This is a genomic window from Brachybacterium sp. JB7 (genome assembly GCF_003335205.1).
In the GTDB taxonomy this organism is placed as follows: domain Bacteria; phylum Actinomycetota; class Actinomycetes; order Actinomycetales; family Dermabacteraceae; genus Brachybacterium; species Brachybacterium alimentarium.
Genome location: NZ_QPGN01000002.1, coordinates 484,589 through 502,872, shown reverse-complemented (window position 1 = coordinate 502,872; position 18,284 = coordinate 484,589). Strand labels below are relative to the sequence as shown.

Annotated in this window: 16 protein-coding genes and 1 pseudogene; 7 read left to right on the top strand and 10 right to left on the bottom strand. The window is 69.6% G+C overall.

The annotated features are described in order from the left end of the window. A partial coding sequence (locus CIK81_RS18125) for a glycoside hydrolase family 95-like protein (protein WP_346218055.1) occupies positions 1 to 1,477 on the top strand: 1,477 nt, incomplete at its 5' end. A gap of 92 nt (positions 1,478 to 1,569) precedes the next feature. On the opposite strand, the gene CIK81_RS04530 is transcribed toward CIK81_RS18125, so the two are convergent. Then, entirely contained in the window at positions 1,570 to 2,736 is a 1,167-nt protein-coding gene (locus tag CIK81_RS04530) for a 3,4-dioxygenase subunit beta (RefSeq protein ID WP_114355453.1), read from the bottom strand. A 255-nt stretch (positions 2,737 to 2,991) separates the two neighbouring features. Here CIK81_RS04530 and CIK81_RS18320 point away from each other — a divergent pair, with 255 nt between their 5' ends. Further along, a complete protein-coding gene (locus CIK81_RS18320; RefSeq protein WP_176485579.1) occupies positions 2,992 to 3,159 on the top strand; it encodes a hypothetical protein in 168 nt (55 codons plus the stop codon). 68 nt (positions 3,160 to 3,227) lie between these two features. Next, positions 3,228 to 3,644: an HIT family protein gene (locus tag CIK81_RS04525; RefSeq protein WP_241963941.1), complete on the top strand. Its 417-nt coding sequence runs from the start codon at positions 3,228 to 3,230 to the stop codon at positions 3,642 to 3,644. Between the two features lie 4 nt (positions 3,645 to 3,648). Here the strand turns inward: CIK81_RS04525 and CIK81_RS04520 are convergent, their stop codons facing one another. Together CIK81_RS04520 and CIK81_RS04515 are read right to left on the bottom strand one after the other, a co-directional pair. Beyond that, positions 3,649 to 4,365 (bottom strand): HAD family hydrolase, encoded by a 717-nt coding sequence (locus CIK81_RS04520; RefSeq protein WP_158541904.1) that lies wholly within the window; start codon positions 4,363 to 4,365, stop codon positions 3,649 to 3,651. Further along, a complete protein-coding gene (locus tag CIK81_RS04515) occupies positions 4,362 to 4,877 on the bottom strand; it encodes a hypothetical protein (RefSeq protein WP_114355434.1) in 516 nt (171 codons plus the stop codon). The genes CIK81_RS04520 and CIK81_RS04515 overlap by 4 nt, the downstream gene beginning before the upstream one ends. A gap of 94 nt (positions 4,878 to 4,971) precedes the next feature. Here CIK81_RS04515 and CIK81_RS04510 point away from each other — a divergent pair, with 94 nt between their 5' ends. Then, positions 4,972 to 6,540 (top strand): hypothetical protein, encoded by a 1,569-nt coding sequence (locus CIK81_RS04510; protein ID WP_241963939.1) that lies wholly within the window; start codon positions 4,972 to 4,974, stop codon positions 6,538 to 6,540. A gap of 75 nt (positions 6,541 to 6,615) precedes the next feature. Here CIK81_RS04510 and CIK81_RS04505 read toward each other — a convergent pair whose 3' ends face one another. Together CIK81_RS04505 and CIK81_RS04500 are read right to left on the bottom strand one after the other, a co-directional pair. Continuing rightward, the gene (locus CIK81_RS04505) at positions 6,616 to 7,107 is read right to left on the bottom strand and encodes a hypothetical protein (protein WP_096197911.1); all 492 of its coding nucleotides are present in this window, start codon (positions 7,105 to 7,107) and stop codon (positions 6,616 to 6,618) included. Positions 7,108 to 7,294: 187 nt separating this feature from the next. Next, a complete protein-coding gene (locus CIK81_RS04500) occupies positions 7,295 to 8,620 on the bottom strand; it encodes an ISL3 family transposase (RefSeq protein WP_096166782.1) in 1,326 nt (441 codons plus the stop codon). Positions 8,621 to 8,976: 356 nt separating this feature from the next. On the opposite strand from CIK81_RS04500, the gene CIK81_RS04495 reads away from it, so the two are divergent. Further along, positions 8,977 to 10,569: an HNH endonuclease signature motif containing protein gene (locus tag CIK81_RS04495; protein WP_158541903.1), complete on the top strand. Its 1,593-nt coding sequence runs from the start codon at positions 8,977 to 8,979 to the stop codon at positions 10,567 to 10,569. A gap of 50 nt (positions 10,570 to 10,619) precedes the next feature. Here the strand turns inward: CIK81_RS04495 and CIK81_RS04490 are convergent, their stop codons facing one another. Further along, positions 10,620 to 11,504, bottom strand: coding sequence for a phytanoyl-CoA dioxygenase family protein (locus CIK81_RS04490; RefSeq protein WP_114355432.1), 885 nt, complete (start codon positions 11,502 to 11,504; stop codon positions 10,620 to 10,622). Positions 11,505 to 11,559: 55 nt separating this feature from the next. On the opposite strand from CIK81_RS04490, the pseudogene CIK81_RS18860 reads away from it, so the two are divergent. Both CIK81_RS18860 and CIK81_RS18115 read left to right on the top strand, forming a co-directional pair. Further along, positions 11,560 to 11,904, top strand: a pseudogene (locus tag CIK81_RS18860) (AraC family ligand binding domain-containing protein); the annotation flags it as partial. Between the two features lie 32 nt (positions 11,905 to 11,936). Next, positions 11,937 to 12,404 carry a helix-turn-helix domain-containing protein gene (locus CIK81_RS18115; protein WP_158541902.1) on the top strand — a complete coding sequence of 156 codons (468 nt, stop codon included), beginning with the start codon at positions 11,937 to 11,939 and terminating at the stop codon, positions 12,402 to 12,404. Positions 12,405 to 12,487: 83 nt separating this feature from the next. On the opposite strand, the gene CIK81_RS04480 is transcribed toward CIK81_RS18115, so the two are convergent. The 4 genes from CIK81_RS04480 to CIK81_RS04465 all read right to left on the bottom strand — a co-directional run bounded on the left by CIK81_RS04480 (position 12,488) and on the right by CIK81_RS04465 (position 18,263). Continuing rightward, positions 12,488 to 14,173, bottom strand: a complete 1,686-nt coding sequence (locus CIK81_RS04480; RefSeq protein ID WP_096164541.1) for a ribonuclease J — start codon at positions 14,171 to 14,173, stop codon at positions 12,488 to 12,490. Positions 14,174 to 14,365: 192 nt separating this feature from the next. Continuing rightward, positions 14,366 to 15,301: a dienelactone hydrolase family protein gene (locus CIK81_RS04475; protein ID WP_114355431.1), complete on the bottom strand. Its 936-nt coding sequence runs from the start codon at positions 15,299 to 15,301 to the stop codon at positions 14,366 to 14,368. Continuing rightward, the gene (locus tag CIK81_RS04470; RefSeq protein ID WP_114355430.1) at positions 15,298 to 16,719 is read right to left on the bottom strand and encodes a polysaccharide lyase family 1 protein; all 1,422 of its coding nucleotides are present in this window, start codon (positions 16,717 to 16,719) and stop codon (positions 15,298 to 15,300) included. Before CIK81_RS04470 ends, CIK81_RS04475 begins: the two co-directional genes overlap by 4 nt. Before the next feature lie 47 nt (positions 16,720 to 16,766). Then, a complete protein-coding gene (locus tag CIK81_RS04465) occupies positions 16,767 to 18,263 on the bottom strand; it encodes a right-handed parallel beta-helix repeat-containing protein (RefSeq protein ID WP_114355429.1) in 1,497 nt (498 codons plus the stop codon). Positions 18,264 to 18,284: the final 21 nt, after the last annotated feature.

Below are 18,284 nucleotides of genomic sequence, written 5' to 3'. Positions count from 1 at the left end.
GGACGCGACCGCGCAGGCGGAGGCCGCGCTGGTCCGCGGCGAGCGCGAGCTGCGTCAGCGGCACGAGGGAGCCCCGCTGCCGGGAGCGGACGCCGTCGGCCTCGAGCTGACTGGCTCCGCCGAGTCCGAGCTGCTGTCCACCATGTTCGCCTACGGTCGCCATCTGCTCGCGGCCTCGTCCCGAGCGGGGCTGCCGCCCGCGAACCTGCAGGGCATCTGGAACCAGCAGGTGCTCGCGCCGTGGAACTCGAACTACACGGTGAACATCAACCTGGAGATGAACCACTGGGCCGCAGGCGTCGCGCACGTCCCCGGGGCCGCCGAGGCGCTCGAGGGCTACGTCGCGATGCTCCGGCAGGCCGGCCGGGAGACCGCCCGGCGCCTGTACGGGGCACGCGGCTGGACCGTGCACCACAACTCCGACCCCTGGGGGTACACCGATCCGGTCGCGGGCGACCCGAAGTGGGCGACCTGGCCGATGGGCGGGCTGTGGCTCGAGCGCGAGCTCGACTCCTTCGCCTCCTTCAGCGGCGAGGACCCTGCCGTGCTCGCCGAGCACCGTCTGCCGGCCCTGCGGGAGGCTGCGACCTTCGCCCTGGACCTGCTGCACGAGGGGCCGGACGGCACGCTGGTCACCTTCCCCTCCACCTCGCCGGAGAACGAGTGGATCACGACCGACGGGGCCCCCGTCGCACTCACCGAGAGCTCCGGGATGGACCGGTGGCTGCTGCGCGAGGTCTTCGAGTCCCTCGTCGCGAAGGCCGAGCTGCTGGGCGTCACGGATGACGACGTGGTGCGCCGAGCGGCCGCCGCGCTCACGCGGATCCCCGGCCCGCGGATCGGGGCCGACGGCCGCATCCTGGAGTGGCACCGGGACGGTGCGGACGAGGTCGAGCCGACCCATCGCCACGTCTCCCACCTGGGATTCGAGTACCCCGGCGCACAGCACCTCGCCCCGGAGCTGTCGGAGGCGGTGACCGCGTCGATGGAGGCCCGTGGCGACGAGGCCACCGGCTGGTCCCTCGCCTGGAAGACCTCGCTGTGGGCGCGCCTGCATCGCCCCGACAAGGTCCAGGACCTGCTGCAGCTGTTCCTGCGGCCCGCCGAGACCGAGGCCGGCGAGCGCAGCGGGCTCTACCCGAACCTGTTCTCGGCCCATCCCCCGTTCCAGATCGACGGCAACATCGGCATCGTCGCGGCGATCGCCGAATGCCTGATCCAGAGCCATCGCAGGGAGATCGAGCTGCTGCCGGCCCCGGCTCCGATCCTGGCGACCGGCTCCGTGCGCGCCCTGCGTGCCCGACCCGGCGTGGAGGTCGACATGGCCTGGAGCGATGGCGCGCTCACCGCCCTGAGCCTGCGCGCCGTCGGCCCGGGCGCGCTGGGCACGCACCGGATACGTCTCGGGGAACGTGCGATGACCATCGACCTGCCCGACACGCAGACGGTGGAGGTCGACGTCGCGGCACTGCGCTGAGTTCGCTCTCGAACAGCTCGCCTGAGTCCGACCGGCCGGTCTACCGCATCGGCCCGGACGCGTCGCCCGTCGGCAGCCGGATCGATATGGGGTCACCCCTGGTCGGAGCCCCCGTCGGACGGCATGTCGGGCGCGCCCTCCGGTGGCTCACCCGCTCCCCCTGCGGGAGGTGCGCCGCCGCCATCCGACGCGCCGGGGCCGCCCGGTCCCTCACCGCCGGGCTGCTCCGGCGCCTCCTGCTCCGTGCTCGTGTCGATCGGGACGTCGATGCTCACCTGGTAGCCGGCGTCGACGTCGCCGGTGACGGTCGCGAGCTGCAGGTCCCAGCCGTCGGAGAAGACGTTGTCGCTCTCGAGCGTGATGGCGTCCAGGTTCTGCGCGGAGCCGTCGTAGAGAGATGACGAGTAGACGTCGGTGCTGACGTCCTCCGGCAGGGCCAGTTGAGAGGTGAGGACCGCGTTGCCCGCGTCGGTGATCGAGTCGATGTCCGGGAACACCTCGAAGTGGATGTGAGGCCACCTGCCCGAGTAGCAGCCCGGGAAGATCGAGGTGAAGGTGACGGTGCCGTCGTCGCCCACCACCTGCACGCCACGCAGATAGGTCTCGTCCTCGAGCCCGTCGCCGTACATCGAGTACTCGCCCTCGGCGTCGCAGTGCCACACGTACACGGCAGCGCCGGTCATCGCGGCACCGTCCTCGGCGAGGTCCGTGACGGTCATCGTCAGGGTGATCGGCGTGCCCTCGGCGGTCGTGTCCGTATCGATGCTGGACGTGATGTCGCTGCGCTCGACGCCGCTGATCTCCAGCACGTCGGCCCCGTTGGAGCCGTCACCGGGATACGGGCCGGCGGTCTCGGTGGGCATCTCCTCCCCGGAGCTGGCGGTGTCGCCGCCGCCGTCGGACGCGGACGTGGTGCCACCGCTCGCGGAGTCCTCGGATCCCGTGCCGCAGGCCGCGAGCACCATCGCCGCGGCGCCGGTCCCGAGCGCGCCGAAGGTGCGGCGCCGCGTGACGAGCGTGCCCAGATCGAAGGCGAGCCCCTGGTCCTCGACGTCCTCCCCGGGCCGGTCCAGCGGCCGCCCATGCCAGGTGCTCGATCTGTTCGCGGCATGCGGAGAGTCGTCGCCCTCGGAGGCGGCGGGGAAGGCGCGACGGCGGGTGTCGTGCGGGTCGGTGGGGTGCTGATCGGTGCGGTGCAGATCGGTGCGGTGCAGATCGGTGCGGTGCAGATCGGTGCGGTGCAGGTCGGGACGGGGCATGATCGAGTCCTCTCGAGACGGTGCGAGGGTGGAGATGGAGAGCGGGACCCACCGCTGCGGGTGGGCTCTCCCGGACGTGGTTCCGGTGCTCATGCCGAGGGCACTAGGAACGGAAGCTATGCCGTTCCTATGTCTCGGATGAGGACTTGCCCTGAATCGGATCCGGAGGCACCTCTCCCGCCCGAACCGGCCTCCTCTGCGGGATCCTGGTGTCAGCGGTCGATTCCGGCCATGACGAGTCGACGGAGGAGAACCATGGACGAGTACGCGATCGGGGACGGCGTCCGAGCGAAGGACGGGCCGATGACGCATCAGTACGGAACGGTCGTCTTCCTCCGCGAGGACGATGGCACCTACCTGGTGCGGTTCGGCGGTGCGCAGCAGATGTACTTCCGTGCGGACGAGCTGGAGCCGTGGGCGTAGTGCCGGGCCCAGGGTCCCAGTGGCGCCAGGACCGGGTCGGCAGCGCCCTGGCCGGAGAGAACCCGACGGTGCTCACTCGCCTGTCCGGTGGCTTCGCCGTCATCGGTGACGTGCAGTTCCTCCCCGGATACAGCGTGCTGCTCACCGATCGGCCCGGTGCGGATCGTCTCTCCGACCTGCCTCGATCGGAACGCGCCGAGTTCCTGACGAGCATGGACCTGCTCGGCGAGGCCGTGGAACGGGTGTGCTCTGCGCGCGATGCGGCGTTCCGCCGTGTCAACCTGGAGATCCTCGGGAACACGGACGCCTTCCTCCACGCCCACGTCTGGCCCCGCTACGACTGGGAACCCGCCGACATCGTCACCAAGCCCGTTTGGCTCCATCCTCGCGAGCGGTGGTCGGATCCCACCACGCAGCTCTCCAGGCAGCACGACGGCCTGCGCGTCGAGCTCATCGCGGCGCTCGAGGCCCTGGCGGCCGTCTGAATCGTCAGAGCATGCCGAGCACGGCGTCCAGGGTCGTGATCCGCTGCGATGACTCCGCGAACGCCTGCCCCCGATCGAGGTGCAGGGCCTGCAATCCAGCAGCCCGGGCTCCGTGCAGGTCATGCTCCACGTTGTCGCCGATATGGAGAACCGCACCGGGTTCGATGCCGAGTGCCCCGCACACCGTCAGGTACGTGCTCGCCTCAGGTTTCTTCGCCGCAAGACGCTCACTCGTCCAGACGCCGAGCGCCCAGGGCTCGAGGTCGAGCACACGGGCTTTACGCTGCTGTCGTTCTTCGGGTCCGTTGGTGAGAACTGCGACCGGGATGCGCCGGTCGTGCAGACCTCGCAGCATGGGGACGGCATCGGCGAAGCCCACCCATTCCTCCTCGTACACCTCGAGGAACCTCTCGTAGAGCAGATCGCACTGCTCGTCCTCCAGGCGCCCCGCCTCGAGGCGCTGATCGATATCGGCCAGGAGATGCCGGATCCGTAGCCGTCGGTAGTCGGCCCGGCCGATCTCGCCTGCGCGACGGCGGCCCATGAGCCGCTCCGCTGTCATCTCTGCGGTATCGATGATCTCCGCCGTGGCCGTCCCGCCGAGCTCGTGGATCAGCCGCGCCAGGCCACGTCGAGCCGACTCCCGATGGTCAAACAGGGTGTCGTCGAGGTCCACCACCACGGCCCGGGCAAGAATTCTGGCGGGTCGACCGTCGCTCACAGCTCCTCCGTCGTCGGCCGACGAAGCACCAGTGCGCTCTCGGGCGGCAGCACGTACTCGTCGTCGCAGCGATACCCCCGCAGCCACCCGACCCCGTCGACGACCCGGAGATAGAAGCCCTTGGGCACCTCGTGATCCTCGCTGAGCGGTGCCGAGAGGACGTGGAGCGATCCGGTCGGGACCCGGCCGGCGGACAGCACGGAGTCAGGCGCCTGCTCCTGATCGCTCAGCGCGAGCCGCAGGTAGGGGCCTGTCTCCAGCGGGCACGGCAGGAGGCCCCTCTCCTCACAGGCGGTGAAGATCTGCGGCAGGGTCCCTCCGCGGGGCAGCCCGAGCTCGGCCACGGTGCGCTGCGTGAGCACGACAGCCTGCGGGGCGTGGGCATCGACGCTGCTGTGCGTGAGCAGCTCCTCCGCGTACCCGTTCAGCTTGACCCCCTGGGCCGCCAGCATCGATCGCAGCTCGTCCCGGGAGCGTCCGCCGAGCATCAGGTGCAGATCAGTCTCCGTCATCCGCCCAGTATCCCCGGCGCCCTGCGGAAGGGAAGGCGTCCGCCCGCGGCCACGTCATTCGCCCGATGGGGTCCCGGCACGGCAGTCTGGGTCCGTGGCACCGAACCAGAACATGCGAGCTCACCAGACCCTCCCCTCCCCTGATCGCACGAGCATGACCTCGGGCCGACGCGCCACCTTCGTGCGGACGTCTGCCTCGGTGACTGCGGTCGCGGCGCTGGTCGTGGGCCTCGGCGCCTGCGTCTTCGGGGAGGACGGCCTCACGGTGGACATCGTCGACACGGCACCCGCATCGACCGTGGTGCCCGACGGGGACGGCGCGGAGACCGCCCTCGCCCTGAGCTCGACCCTGTTCACCTCGGCCGAGGGTGCCGTGATCGCCACCGAGGACACCGCCGAGCCCCTCGCGGCCGTGGCCTCCGCCGCCGGCCTCCCGCTGCTGATCGGCACCGACCAGGCGGTCGCCGACGAGCTCCAGCGTCTCGGCGCGACCACCGTCGTCACAGCGGAGGGCACCGACCTCTCAGCCCTCGGGGACGACCTCGACGTGGTCGAGATCGATCCCGCCGACGAGGACGCGCAGAAGGAGGTCCCGTCGGCCGACGAGGACGAGGACGCCTTCGCGGTCTCGATGTTCGTCGACCCCTCGCAGGAGGGCACCGCCCAGACGGTCGCCCGCGCGGAGATCGCCGCGGCCGGCGGCACCGTCACCGAGATCCCCGGTGGTGATCCCGGCCGCAGCAGCGACAGCGTCGCGGCGACGAAGGAGGCCGTCGGGGACGACCCGTCGGCCGGCATGCTCGCCCTCGGCGGCACCTTCGGGCCGGCCGACCAGTGGGCCCCCACCCTGCACACGGCCGTGACGGCCCCCGAGCTGCCCGGCGGCGGCCAGACGGTCTTCCCGGGCCGGCGCATGATCGCGGCGTACGGCTCCCCCGGGATTCCCTCGCTCGGGATCCTCGGTGAGCAGGACCTCGACGCCTCCATCGAGCGGGTGAAGGGCCTCGCCGAGGACTACGCGCCGCTGACCGACGAGCCCGTCGTCCCGGCGTTCGAGATCATCACCACGGTCGCCTCCTCCGAACCGGGGGCCGACGGGAACTATTCGAGCGAGCTCGACCCCGAGACGATTCGCGAGTGGGTGGACAGGGCCGGCGAGGCCGGGGTGTACGTCGTCCTGGACCTCCAGCCCGGCACCACGGACTTCCTCACGCAGGCCAAGCAGTACGAAGACCTGCTCAAGGAGCCGCACGTGGGCCTCGCGCTCGATGCCGAATGGCGACTGGAGCCCGGCCAGAAGCATCTGGCCCAGATCGGCTCGGTCTCCGCCGCGGAGGTCGACGAGACCGCCCAGTGGCTCGCGGACCTCACCGCGGAGAACGACCTCCCGCAGAAGGCGTTCATCCTCCACCAGTTCAGCCTCTCGATGATCACGGACCGGCAGGACATCGACGCCTCGCATCCGGAGCTCGCCGTCACGGTGCACGCCGACGGCCATGGCACTCCCGACGCGAAGCTCGAGACCTGGAACGCCCTGCAGACCGATCTGCCCGACGGGGTCTTCATGGCGTGGAAGAACTTCTACGACGAGGACACCCCGACGTTCTCCCCGGAGCAGACCTACGAGGTCGAGCCGCGCCCATGGTTCGTGTCGTACCAGTGAGTGCGCGCGGGCTGCTCGTCCAGGACGTGCTGGACTGGGAGCCCAGCTAGCTCGGCGTCCCTCCTGAGCTGGGAGTCAGCCGGCCCGAGTGTGGGCCAGGAACAGCCCGATCGGGATGCTCACGAACGCCAGCACCAGGAACGCGCGGTAGGTCCACAGCGCCCACGCGGGCCCCTTCGCCCCTCGGCCCACCGCCCGGATCATGAAGGCCATCGCGACCACCAGCAGCAGCCCGCCGGCGTCGACGATCAGCGGCGCGGCGAGCACCGTGCCGGCGATGACCGCCAGGCAGCCCAGGTTCCAGGTCAGCAGCTCGGCGGCGAGCACTCGGCGCGAGATCGGCCGCCCAGCGAGCGCACTCTGCGCCACCCCGAGCCCAGCCTGCAGCACTCCTCCGACCAGCACCTGGAATGCAGCGGACCAGGAGCCGTGGTCAAGACCCAGCGGGCCCGTCACCGCGGCGACCAGACCTCCGGTGATCACCCAGGCCAGGGCGACCCCGCGGAAGGGCAGAGCTTCCTTCGCGAGTGCTCCGGGAACGCGAGGGGAGTCGAGAGCGTGAGGCATGCCCATCATTCTTCCGTGCCGTGATCGCGCTCGGGAGCCCCAGCGGGCAACTAAGACCGAGGAGGCACGACGCGGAGGACCCCGGGCGGGCGGGCTCAGCCCGACCCGACCCGGCGGGCGGCTGCAGGAAGACGCCGCGCCCGTTTCCGGCGCACCTCTCCTCCACAGCAGACGGTTATCCGGCTCTTCAGAGATGAGTGTGGGGTGAGGCGTCGAGTCCGCCAGCGATGAGGAGCATTCGGAGGCGGTAGTGCTCGAAGTTCCGGAACCCACGGGCAATACGGCGGCCGAGCTCGATGATCCCGTTTATGGCTTCCGTGCCGCCGTTGCTCGCGCCGTCGGTGTCGAAGTAGGCCAGGAACGCCGTCTTCCAGCGACGCAGCGTCTTCCCGAGCCTTGCGATCTCGGGAATCGGGCAGGACGGCAGAGTGTCGATGAGTTGCTCGGCGAGCCGACGTCCCTGGGCGGGTGTGGCCTGGTGGAACACGTCTCGGAGGTCCTGCGCGCACTGGTAGGCGACCTCGACTGCGACGTGATCGGGGTGAGCGGAGAATGCCCTGGCCAGGCGGTTCTGCTGGCGCGTGGTGAGGCGTTCACGCCCGGCGCGGAGGATGTGCCGGATCCCGAACAGAGGGTCGCCCTTGCGGCCGCGGTGGCCGAGGGTCTCTTGTTGAATTCGGCGGCGGACGTCATCGACCGCTGCGCCGGCGAGCTTGACGATGTGGAAGGCGTCCAGCACGCAGGTGGCGTCCTCGAGCTGGTCATCGATCGCGTTCTTGTATCCCTGGAACGGGTCCAGCGTCGCGATCTCGATCTCCTCCCGGAACCTCTCACCGCGTTGGCCCAACCAGTCGCGATAGACCGTCCCGGACCGACCTGGGACGAGGTCGAGCAGCCTCGCAGTGGGGTGGGTTCCTCGGGTCAGGTCCACCATCCCGGTGAGCGCTTTCGGCCCGCGCCGGCGCGGGTCACGGTGGTGCCAGATGTGCTCGTCCACGCCCAGGACCTGCACGCCCTCGAACCGCGACGGGTCTTCCGCGGCCCGGGCCAGGACGGGCTGGACCTGGGACCAGAGCGTGTTCCAGGTCGTGCTGAGCTGGCGGGCGAGGCCCTGGATCGTCGCTCCCTCACGGCGGAGCTGACCGATCGCCCAGCGGATCGCGCGCGTGCTCAGCAGGCCCCGCGGGGCGCAAACCTCCGGGTCCTGCTCGAGAAACGTGGCCACCTTGCAAACGTCCTCGAGGCAGACCCAGCGGCGCTTGCGCCAGCGGATCCGCACCGGCCGGCCCGCCCAAGGCGCATCGATCACCTCAACCGCGATCCGTCCGTGACCAGTGGCGATGACTCCGCAACCAGGACATCCCGTCACCGGGTCACAGGACTCGACCTCGAGGACCAGCCCGGCCCGGGCCTTCGAGACGGCCACCAGATGGAGGCCGGGGAAGTCCAGCAGAAGGTCGCATCGGTCGCAGCGATCGAGCGTGTCAGGGCATACGCAACTATGGTTGTGCATTGTCGAGGTCCTTGGTGCGAGCAGAGGTAAGAGTCCGCTCATCATCGAGGACCTCGACGTCTATCCCCAGCTACCCCGCACCACCGGCGCGCCCACACTCAACTCTGAAGAGCCGGTTATCCACTATTTCGTCATGAACCTTTCCTCCACCGCGGGCAGTTATCCACACTCAGCTCAACCATCCTTCCTCCACCGCCCAGAGTTATCCACATTTTCGCTCCCTTGCGTTCTTACCCTCGCGTCACGCCGTGCCGCCTCGTATACTGATGGAAGGTCGAGAAAGATCCCATAAACATCTGCACTATCACGCGAAACGGGGTGGAGAAATGTCAACGTCTTCTGCATTCCGTCCGCCGGTGGAGACGAGTTCCGCGGCCGACGTCGCCGCCCCTGACTCCGCCCTCAGCCGCGCCTCCGAATCGGCACAGGCACCCGTCCCCGCGCCCGGGCCTGCACGCGGCATCGAGCCGCCGCGCAAGGAGGTCCTCGCGCGCAAGCCACTGGACCCGAAGGACTTCGCCGCCCGTTCCTATGTCGAGCCCGGATGCACCGAGGTCCTCATCGCCCACGACCTCTTCTCCACGCTTCGTGACGAGGCCCGCGCCTATGCGGAGCGTCTGCGGAAGCTCGCAGCCCTCTGGGATGACTCCGATGAAGACCCCGACGGCGGCGAGCTCTACGTGATCCTCATCGCCGACGCACGCCGCATCACCCTCCACCAGGCCCGGGCCCTGCTGCACGACGCCTGCACCGCGGTCACCGCCCTTCCGATGACGCTTGCCCGCCTCGAAGCGGGCGATCTCCCGGTCACCTGGTTCGAGCTGCTCCTTCGTCGGGTCCGCCGACTGACCCCTGACCAGTGCATACAGGTCGACGACCGGGTCTCCCGGTGGGACCTGGCGAACATCCCCTGCGACCGGTTCACGCGCGAGCTGGGGAAGCTGGTCGCCTGGTTCGGCGCTGCCGCCGTGCACGCCACCCCGGCGGAGCAGAGGGACGTCGCACTCCAGCTGAATCCGGACCATGACGGCACCGCACGCGTCGTCATCACCGGCCCGATCCACGAGATCCTCGGCTTCACGCGCCGACTGGATCTCGCCGCCCGCGAGGTCCAGAGCCAGCAGCGCAGAGCCCTCGAGGAGAACCGGCCCGCCCCCTTCGACATCGACGGAGACGTCGTTCGGGACGGCCGTCAGATGACGCTCGCCGCCCTGCGCTACGCCATCGTGTCCCGCACGATGCTCGATACCGGCGGCATCGAGGTGCCGCAGAGCCGCCTCCGGCTGCAGGTGGTCGTCCCCGCGCTGACCCTGCTCGGGGAGACCGATGCCCCCGGCACCATCGACGGCACGATCCCGCTGCCGGCCCGTCTGGCTCGGCATCTCGCGGCCGACGAATCCACCTGGTACCGGATCCTCACCGATCCCACCAGCGGGGCTGTCCTCCCCTTACCGCCCTCGCGATACTCTCCGACAGCCACGATGAGAGAGCATCTTCGCCTTCTCGATCCGGTATGTGCTGTTCCGGGCTGTACACGAAATGTATGCACCGTCGGCGAAGCCGACCACATCGAAGAATATAATCATCGATATCCGGAACAAGGCGGACAGACCTCGATAGAGAATCTCCACCGATTGTGCTGGACTCACCATGACATGAAGACCCGGGGACTGCTCGATCCCGTCCGCGAGCCCGATGGAACCACCACCTGGTACATCGGCGGGCAAGCACGCCTCACCACGCACCCGAACCGGGACCTGCTGACGCCTGAGCTCGCCGATGCCCTGCAACGTTCGTGGGAGTTCTACGACGAGATGATGATGTGGGACAGCGCCCGGACCCGAGGCCTGCTCCAGGACGCTGATCCGGCCCCGCCCGTCGAGGCAGCAGCGCCCGTCGACGCTGCACCGCCCTTCGACCCGGAGTCATACCCCGACCCGACGTACTGAGCCGCATCGCCGCAAGCCGCCGTGATTCAGCAGCTCAGTGGCTCAGCAGCTCAGTGGTTCAGCGGCACCCAGCCCTCGCCGCACTGACCGCCGTACTCGGAGTTCTCGATCGTGACCTCGTCACCTGCAGCGTCGAGCAGGGGCTGGTAGCTGGCGGCCACCTCGTGGCTCCCCTCGGGGATGTAATGGAAGATCAGCGAACGCCGGAAGCGGTCGGCGCTGGTGTTGGGCCGGGACCCATGGACCAGGCTGCCGTGGAAGATGAGCATGTCGCCCACCTTCATGTCGGCCTGGACGACGCCGAGGTGCTCGGGGATGCGCACGGTGATCGACGTGAACGACTCGCTCGCATCGGCCTCCTCGGGGCACTCGATCTCATAGCGATGGGTGCCGGGCACAACGCCCAGCGCACCGTTCTCGGCATCGCAGTCATCGACCGCGATCCACGCCGCCACGCACGTCTCGGGATGGGACTGCAGGAAGTAGTTGTCCTGGTGCATCGCCTGGCCGCGGGCGCCGGCCGGCTTGAAGTAGAACATCGACTGCGCCGCCCACACCGGGCCCACCGCCTCGATCACGCGTCCCATCACACGCTGCTCGAGCAGCCACCGGCGGGCGAGCCGACCCGGCTGGTGATCGTCGCGGTGGGGCTGGATCATCCGCGGGTAGGCGTGCAGCGGGTCGTCCTCGCCGGTCTCGTCGAACGCCCCGCCGCTGCCGTCGGTCTCGATATGGCCGGTGAAGACGTCGCGGAGCTCGCGGACCTCCTCGTCGCTGAGCACTCCGCGCAGGTGGACGGCGCCGTTGCGGTCATAGGCATCTGCGAGCTGTCGAGGATCCGGGCTCGCTCCGTCGAGCAGCTGGAGCCCGGTCACCTCGGAGACGTCCGGAGGGCCCACGGGTGTGTTCTGGGTGGTGTGCTGGGTGGTGGTCATGCTGTCAGTCTGGTTCCCTGGACCTCTACGGACCAGGTGATCGGAGGGCGGGCACATGGACGATCCTGCTGCGCCCCGCCAGGCGGCGGCGGTCGAGGTCCCTGCTCCCCGGACGGGCCGGGTTCTCGCCGGCGAGTTCGAGCAGGACAGCGCATATCGCGTGCGTCGTTCCCGGGGCACCGAGGACTGGCTGCTGCTGCACACCGTCGGCGGCGGCGGGATCGTGCACGCGTCCGACGGCACAGCACTGGCCACCGCCCCTGGCGACGCCGTGCTGCTGCGGCCCGGAGCGCTGCACGACTACGGCACCGACCCCACCGTCGGGACCTGGCACCTGCAGTACTGCCATGTCCACCCGCCCGCGACCTGGCTCGCCCTGCTGGACTGGCCGAGGCGGCACCCGGCGTCGGCCGCATCCGGCTCGGGGTGGGAGTGGCCGGCCGCGTCCAGGAGCATCTGCGCAGCGCAGCCCGCGCCACGCGCCTCGCCGTCGGCCGCCCCGAGCTGTTCGCCCTCAACGGGATCGAGGCGGCTCTGCTCTGGTACGACACGCAGAACCCGCAGCAGCGCCAACAGCAGCTCGACGACCGGGTGCTGCGGGTCCTCGAGCACCTCGACGCGCACCTCACCGAGGAGCTCGAGGTCAGGCAGCTCGCCGCCGTCGCCCACCTCTCGCCCTCACGCCTCTCCCACCTGTTCACCGATCAGGTGGGCACGTCCATCACCCGCTACGTGCAGGACCAGCGAATGGAGCTCGCGGCGCGGCTGCTGGAGATGACGGGCGAACCGGTCGCGGAGGTGGCCCGGCGCGTCGGCTACCAGGACGCGCTGTACTTCTCGCGCCGCTTCCGCAGCCGGCACGGCGCCAGCCCGTCGGCCTATCGGGCCCAGCACCGCTGACGACCACTGACGACGGCTGACGACGAAGGCCCCTCCTGTCTCACCTCTCAGCGGGACAGGAGGGGCCTTGCCGGCGGACGCGATCAGGCGTCGACGACCACAGCCATCACTGCGGGCTCGCGGCGGTAGATGCGGCGCAGGTAGTTGCTGACGGCCTCGACGATGATGTTCTCGATCTCGCCGATGTCGTCGATCTTGTCCTGCTTCGCGCGGGCCAGCGCCTTGGTCACCTGGGTCTCGGCACCGTCGAAGGTGCGTGCATCGTGCACGAACCCCTTGGTGAGGAACTCCAGCGGCTCGGTGGGCTGGTTGGTCTTGGGGTCGATCAGCGCGACGACGGTGACCACGCCCCCGCCGCTGAGCAGGCGACGCTCTGCGAGCGTGTCCTCGGTGGCCGCACCGATGGTCTGGCCGTCGACGTAGACCAGTCCGGCCTCGACCTTGCCCGAGATCTTCGCGTGGCCGTCGATCAGGTCGACGGTGACGCCGTCCTGGCCCACGACGATGCGGTTCTCCGGGACACCGGTGCGACGGGCCAGCTCGGCGTTGGCGTGCAGGTGCTTGGACTCGCCGTGCACCGGCATGACGTTCTTGGGGCGCACGATGTTGTAGCAGTACACGAGCTCGCCGGCGCTCGCGTGGCCGGAGACGTGCACCTTCGCGTTGCCCTTGTGGACGATGTTCGCGCCGAGGTCGGTGAGCTTGTTGATGATCCCGTAGATGGCGTTCTCGTTGCCGGGGATCAGCGAGCTCGCCATCAGCACGGTGTCGCCCTCGCCGACCTGGATCTGGTGGTCGCCGTTGGCCATCCGCGCGAGCGCCGCCATCGGCTCACCCTGTGAACCGGTGCAGATCAGCGTGATCTTGTGGTCCGGCATCGACTGGATCTTGCGGAAGTCGACGACGAGGCCCTTGGGGATCTCCAGGTAGCCGAGGTCGCGCGCGATCCCCATGTTGCGCACCATCGAGCGGCCCACGAAGGCCACCTTGCGACCGTTGGCGTGGGCGGCGTTGAGCACCTGCTGGATGCGGTGCACGTGGCTCGCGAAGCTGGAGACGATGATCCGTCGCGGGGAGGTGGTGAACACCCGGTCGATCGCGGGGTTGAGGTCCTGCTCGGACATCGTGAACCCGGGGACCTCGGCGTTGGTGGAGTCCGTGAGGAACAGGTCCACGCCCTCCTCGCCGAGCCGCGCGAAGGCGCGCAGGTCGGTGATGCGGTTGTCCAGCGGGAACTGGTCCATCTTGAAGTCGCCGGTGTGCAGCACGGAGCCGGCCTTGGTGCGGATCATGACCGCGAGGGCATCCGGGATCGAGTGGTTGACCGCGACGAACTCGAGGTCGAACGACCCCATCTTGCGGTGCTCCCCGGCCTCGACCTGGATGGTCTTCGGCGTGATGCGGTGCTCCTTGAGCTTCGCCGTGATGAAGGCGAGCGTCAGCTCGGAGCCGATCAGGGGGATGTCCGGCCGCTCCTTGAGCAGGTACGGGACGCCGCCGATGTGGTCCTCGTGGCCGTGGGTGAGGACGATGCACTCGATGTCGTCGAGGCGATCACGGATGGACGTGAAGTCCGGCAGGATCACGTCGATGCCGGGCTGGTGCTCCTCGGGGAAGAGCACGCCGCAGTCGACGATCATCAGCTTGCCGGCATGCTCGAACACCGTCATGTTGCGGCCGACCTCGCCGAGGCCGCCGAGCGGGGTGATGCGCATGCCTCGCTTGGCCAGGCGCGGGGGTGCGGTGAGCTTGCGTGCGGGAGAGGGCATGGAGGAATCTCAATCGTTGAACGGTCAGGGTCTCAAGAGTCGGGTGTCGCGCGCGGCGCAGGGGCCGCAGCAGCGTTCACAGCATTCACGGTACGGCAGGAGAGGCCTCCGAACCGCGCTCATGCCGTAAAGGCCACGTTTGTCACGGCGATCCGCGCCTGCGGCCGACGGTCTCCCGCGGCCGACGACTGCTCAGCCCAGTCGCTGCACCAGCACCTCGAGGGACCGCTCGGCGCGGAACGCATGCCCGGCGTCGGTGACGACGAGCTCCGGCGCGGGCGCCCCCATCGCCTCCCAGACCGGGGCGAGCTGCGCGAAGGAGCGTCGGGTCGCCTCGATCGGGAAGATGTGGTCGCGCTCCCCCGCCTCCAGCACCAGCGGACGCGGGGCGATGAGAGCGGCGATGTCCGCCATCTCGAGGTCCGGAAGCACTCCGGGGATGATGTTGCAGGGGCAGTGCCGGATCGAGCACAGGCTCGCCTCGAAGCTGCAGAAATAGCTCGCGACCAGGGCTCCCGCGATCGTCGGATCCGCTGCCGCCAGGAGCAGGGAGACCGCTCCGCCGCCGGATCCGCCGGCCACGCCCACCCGCTGCGGATCCACGCCGGGCAGTCGGCGCAGGGCGTGCACTGCGGCCTGGGCGTCGGCCGCTCGAGCCCCCATCAGCGGCTGCCCGCGCAGCAGATACCGCGCCGCGTCGATGCCGCAGGAGTTCTCCGTCGGCTCGTAGGGCACCGCGCCGGCAGGCCGTGGGAAGCGCCGACGACCGAAGCTGATCATCTCCGGGCACAGCACCGTCAGCCCGGCCCGGACCAGCTTGTGGGCGAGGCCGTCGTGGTAGTCGTCGGCCGGATCCGTGGCCACCAGATCGTCGATGCCGCCGCCATGTCCGGCCACGAGCACCACCGCGGAGCCGGTGGCGACCTCCGGGGCCGGGCGCAGGAGGAAGGCGGGGATCGCCTCTCCGTCGGCCGTGACCAGGCGCGTCGTGATCACACCGTGCTCGCCGGCCGGGGCGGCGCCGTCCGCTTCCTCCACCAGATGCGCGCTGTCGTCGCCGGGCGTGGGCATCGCGAGGCCGAGCAGGCCGCGCAGCCGTTCTCGTCGGCTCTCGGGGGTGATCATCATGAGCGGCAGTCTGCCCCGATCCGGCCGCGCACGGGCCCGAAGCGGGGACCGGACCATGACTGGACCGCGGCGTCCACGCGGGTGACCTCGTCGACGCAGGCACGCAGAGCGGGCTCCCAGGAGGTGTCCTCCGCCAGCTGCGAGTCCTCAGGGGCCTGGGCGTTGTAGGCCTCGCGCAGGTCCACCTCACGGCGGTCCACGAGGTTCCCATGGGTGGCGATCTCCGTGCCCTTGAGCACCGAGATCAGGTCGCCGGGCTCGGCCGCGCCGCCGGTGGTGAAGCTGTTCGCCTCGACCCACAGGTGCGAGTCGTAGCCGACACCGAGGGAGTATCCGTAGCCCACGGTCTGGTCCTCGCTGATGGCGTAGTGGTTGTTGTAGACGTCGACCTGCCCGAACCGCACTCGCGGGGCACGCTGGCCCACGCCCTCGTACAGGTTGTGGTGGAAGGTCGCCCGGAGCCTGCCGGGGTCGCCCCGATCAGGGCTGTCGGTCGAGCCGACCAGGGTCAGCTTGTCGTGGTCTCGGAAGGTGTTCCAGCTGACGGTGACCAGGTCCGAGCCGTTGGTGAGGTCCAGCGCTCCGTCATGACGCTGATAGATCCGCCCGAAGTAGCTCGGCAGCTGGTCGTCCGTCATCGGCTCGTCGGTGAAGGCGTTGTGGTCCACCCAGATGTTCGTGGAGCCGTCCACGATCCTCACGCTGTCGTACTCGCTGTTCCAGTTGCCGTCGGCGCCGTCGGTCGGGTCCCAGGAGGGGAAGCAGTCGTAGGTGTCGGCGAACTCCAGGTTGCGCAGGATGACGTTGTCGACGCCCTTCACCGAGAGCGATGCCCCGGTGAATCCCGCGCCGCCGGTCGCGCCGATGATCGTGGTGTTCGACGGGACGGGGACGGCGATCAGGGCGCTCTGCTTCGCGGCCGCCGCCCGACGGCTGTCCTCCTGGGCGCCCTCGGGCTCACGATCGGTTCCCCAGGTCTCAGGGTCGTAGGCCTCCAGATAGGCGTCGAGGTCGAACCCGGTGCCCGCGGCGAGCTCCTCGCAGGTGATCGGAGCTCCGTCCTCGTCCGCGTTCATCGGGATGTTCCCGTGCACGCGGACGATCGTGGGCTCGTCGCCGGCGCTGTCGAGGGCGGCGAGCAGCTCGCTGCGCGTGGAGACGTCGTACACGTGCTCGGAGGAGGCGGCCGAGCCGCCCGTGGTGCCGCCGTCCGCGCTCCCCCAGCCGTCGCCGTCGCCGAGCACCTGACGCTCCGTGATCGCCGTGACCCGCGCGGCGTCGGCGGTGGGGGCTGCGGCAGCGACGCCCGGCACCGTGGCGACCAGGGCGGCCGCGGCGGCGACGCAGGCGAGGTGTTGAGCGGTGCTGGCCAGGCTGTGCAGGCTGGCCAGGGGTCGCGGGGACGTGCGGGTGATCATGATCTTCCTCGATCTGTCGTCAGGGGGCAGGGAACAGGCGGCTGAACTCATGTGCGCGGGTCGGAGACCTCGTGGGGCCCACCGCGCAGCACCACGTCCGCGAGCAGGAGGCTGTCGTCGAGGGACCGCAGCGGATAGGCCGGAGCCTCTCCTCCCTGCGCCTCGTCGTACGCGTTCTCCAGCGTGAGGGCTCGGAGGGAGACGTCCTGGGCGAGCACCGTGACCGTCGCCCAGTCGTGTGCGGGTTTGTCATACGTGACCACGACGTCCTCGGGGTTCCCTGATGCCCCGCGGATCACGAGACCGTCGCAGCCGGGCCACAGCGAGAGGACTTCCCGATAGACGCCGGGATGGACGACGATCTCGACCTCGTGCGGGCTCCGCCAGGCGGCACCGATCGCCGCGTGGATCGAGGCGAGATCGCCGCTGTCGTCCTGGGCCACATGGAGAGTGCGCGGAATGTGCTCTCTGCGGGCGTGCGGCCCGGCATCGCGGGACAGCAGGTCTCGCACCGCGTCGACGGGATCGAGCTCGTAGTCGTAGTGATCAGCCGGGTCCGCCTCGATGCCGGTGTCCTCCCAGCTGCCCCAGGAGCCCGCGTTCAGGTTGCCGTTCTGGGCGACCCGGGAGAGTTCATCGCTCGTTCCGATCGGGTTGCGGACGGAGTCGAAGACACTGTGCTCGACGAGCAGCTGGGTGGCCCCACGCGACGCCATGCCGTAGGAGCTCGCCCCCTCCAGCCAGCAGTTGTAGACGTGCCCGATCTTCACCTGGTCGATGCTGCCGTTGCGCTGATGCACGTTGGAGAAGCGGTTGTGGTGCAGGGTGAGGGTGGTGACGAGGTCATCGGTCCAGCCCACTCCGAGTGTCTTGTTGTGGTCACGGAAGACGGACCACGACACGGTGACGTTCGTGGAGTTCTTGCGGATGTCGACCTGGCCGTCCCCCAGCCGAGCGAACTCGCAGTGATCGATCCACACATGGTGCGAGGTGTCCACGCGGATGCCGTCATTGTCGTTGGTATCGAACTTCCCGTCCCAGTCGCCCGCGACGAAGGAGTCGCGGACGGTGAGGTTGCGGATCACGACGTTGGACACCTCGGGAAGGCGCAGACCGCCGCCGACGAGCTCTGCCCCACGGCTGATCCCGAGGATGCTCGTGTTCGATGCGACGTCGGTCATCGTGCCCACCGGGAAAGCGATCGTGCCCTCGACGAGGACGATCGTCGGTTCCTCCGCGCCGACGGCGCCGGCGAACTCCTCGGCGGAGCCGACGGTGACCACGCGACCACCGAGACCACCGGTGGTGCCGTGCGGCAGCTCGTCGGTGGGGAGGACCGCGAAGCCCGTCGCGTGCGGGGACCAGATGCGTCCGGACGCCGTCGATCGGCCTGCCGGGACGCGCATGAGGCGCAGCAGCTCGTCGGCCGCGGATCGTGACTCCCGGGGCCGCGCGATGGCGGGGTTCGCGGCGCCGAGGAGAGCGGCACCGCTGAGGGTGAGACCGGCGAGGGCCGGCAGAGTCCGACGGGGGATGGAGTGCATGATCGTCCTTGATCTGTGAGG

What these genes read in the sequence shown, in the direction of transcription:
- CIK81_RS18320 (WP_176485579.1), top strand. Translation starts at nt 2,992, where the DNA reads ATGGACGAGTACGCGATCGGGGACGGCGTCCGAGCGAAGGACGGGCCG.
- CIK81_RS04530 (WP_114355453.1), bottom strand. Translation starts at nt 2,736, where the DNA reads ATGCCCCGTCCCGACCTGCACCGCACCGATCTGCACCGCACCGATCTG.
- CIK81_RS04470 (WP_114355430.1), bottom strand. Translation starts at nt 16,719, where the DNA reads ATGATCACCCGCACGTCCCCGCGACCCCTGGCCAGCCTGCACAGCCTG.
- CIK81_RS04475 (WP_114355431.1), bottom strand. Translation starts at nt 15,301, where the DNA reads ATGATGATCACCCCCGAGAGCCGACGAGAACGGCTGCGCGGCCTGCTC.
- CIK81_RS04505 (WP_096197911.1), bottom strand. Translation starts at nt 7,107, where the DNA reads ATGCCTCACGCTCTCGACTCCCCTCGCGTTCCCGGAGCACTCGCGAAG.
- CIK81_RS04465 (WP_114355429.1), bottom strand. Translation starts at nt 18,263, where the DNA reads ATGCACTCCATCCCCCGTCGGACTCTGCCGGCCCTCGCCGGTCTCACC.
- CIK81_RS04500 (WP_096166782.1), bottom strand. Translation starts at nt 8,620, where the DNA reads ATGCACAACCATAGTTGCGTATGCCCTGACACGCTCGATCGCTGCGAC.
- CIK81_RS04515 (WP_114355434.1), bottom strand. Translation starts at nt 4,877, where the DNA reads ATGACGGAGACTGATCTGCACCTGATGCTCGGCGGACGCTCCCGGGAC.
- CIK81_RS04490 (WP_114355432.1), bottom strand. Translation starts at nt 11,504, where the DNA reads ATGACCACCACCCAGCACACCACCCAGAACACACCCGTGGGCCCTCCG.
- CIK81_RS04480 (WP_096164541.1), bottom strand. Translation starts at nt 14,173, where the DNA reads ATGCCCTCTCCCGCACGCAAGCTCACCGCACCCCCGCGCCTGGCCAAG.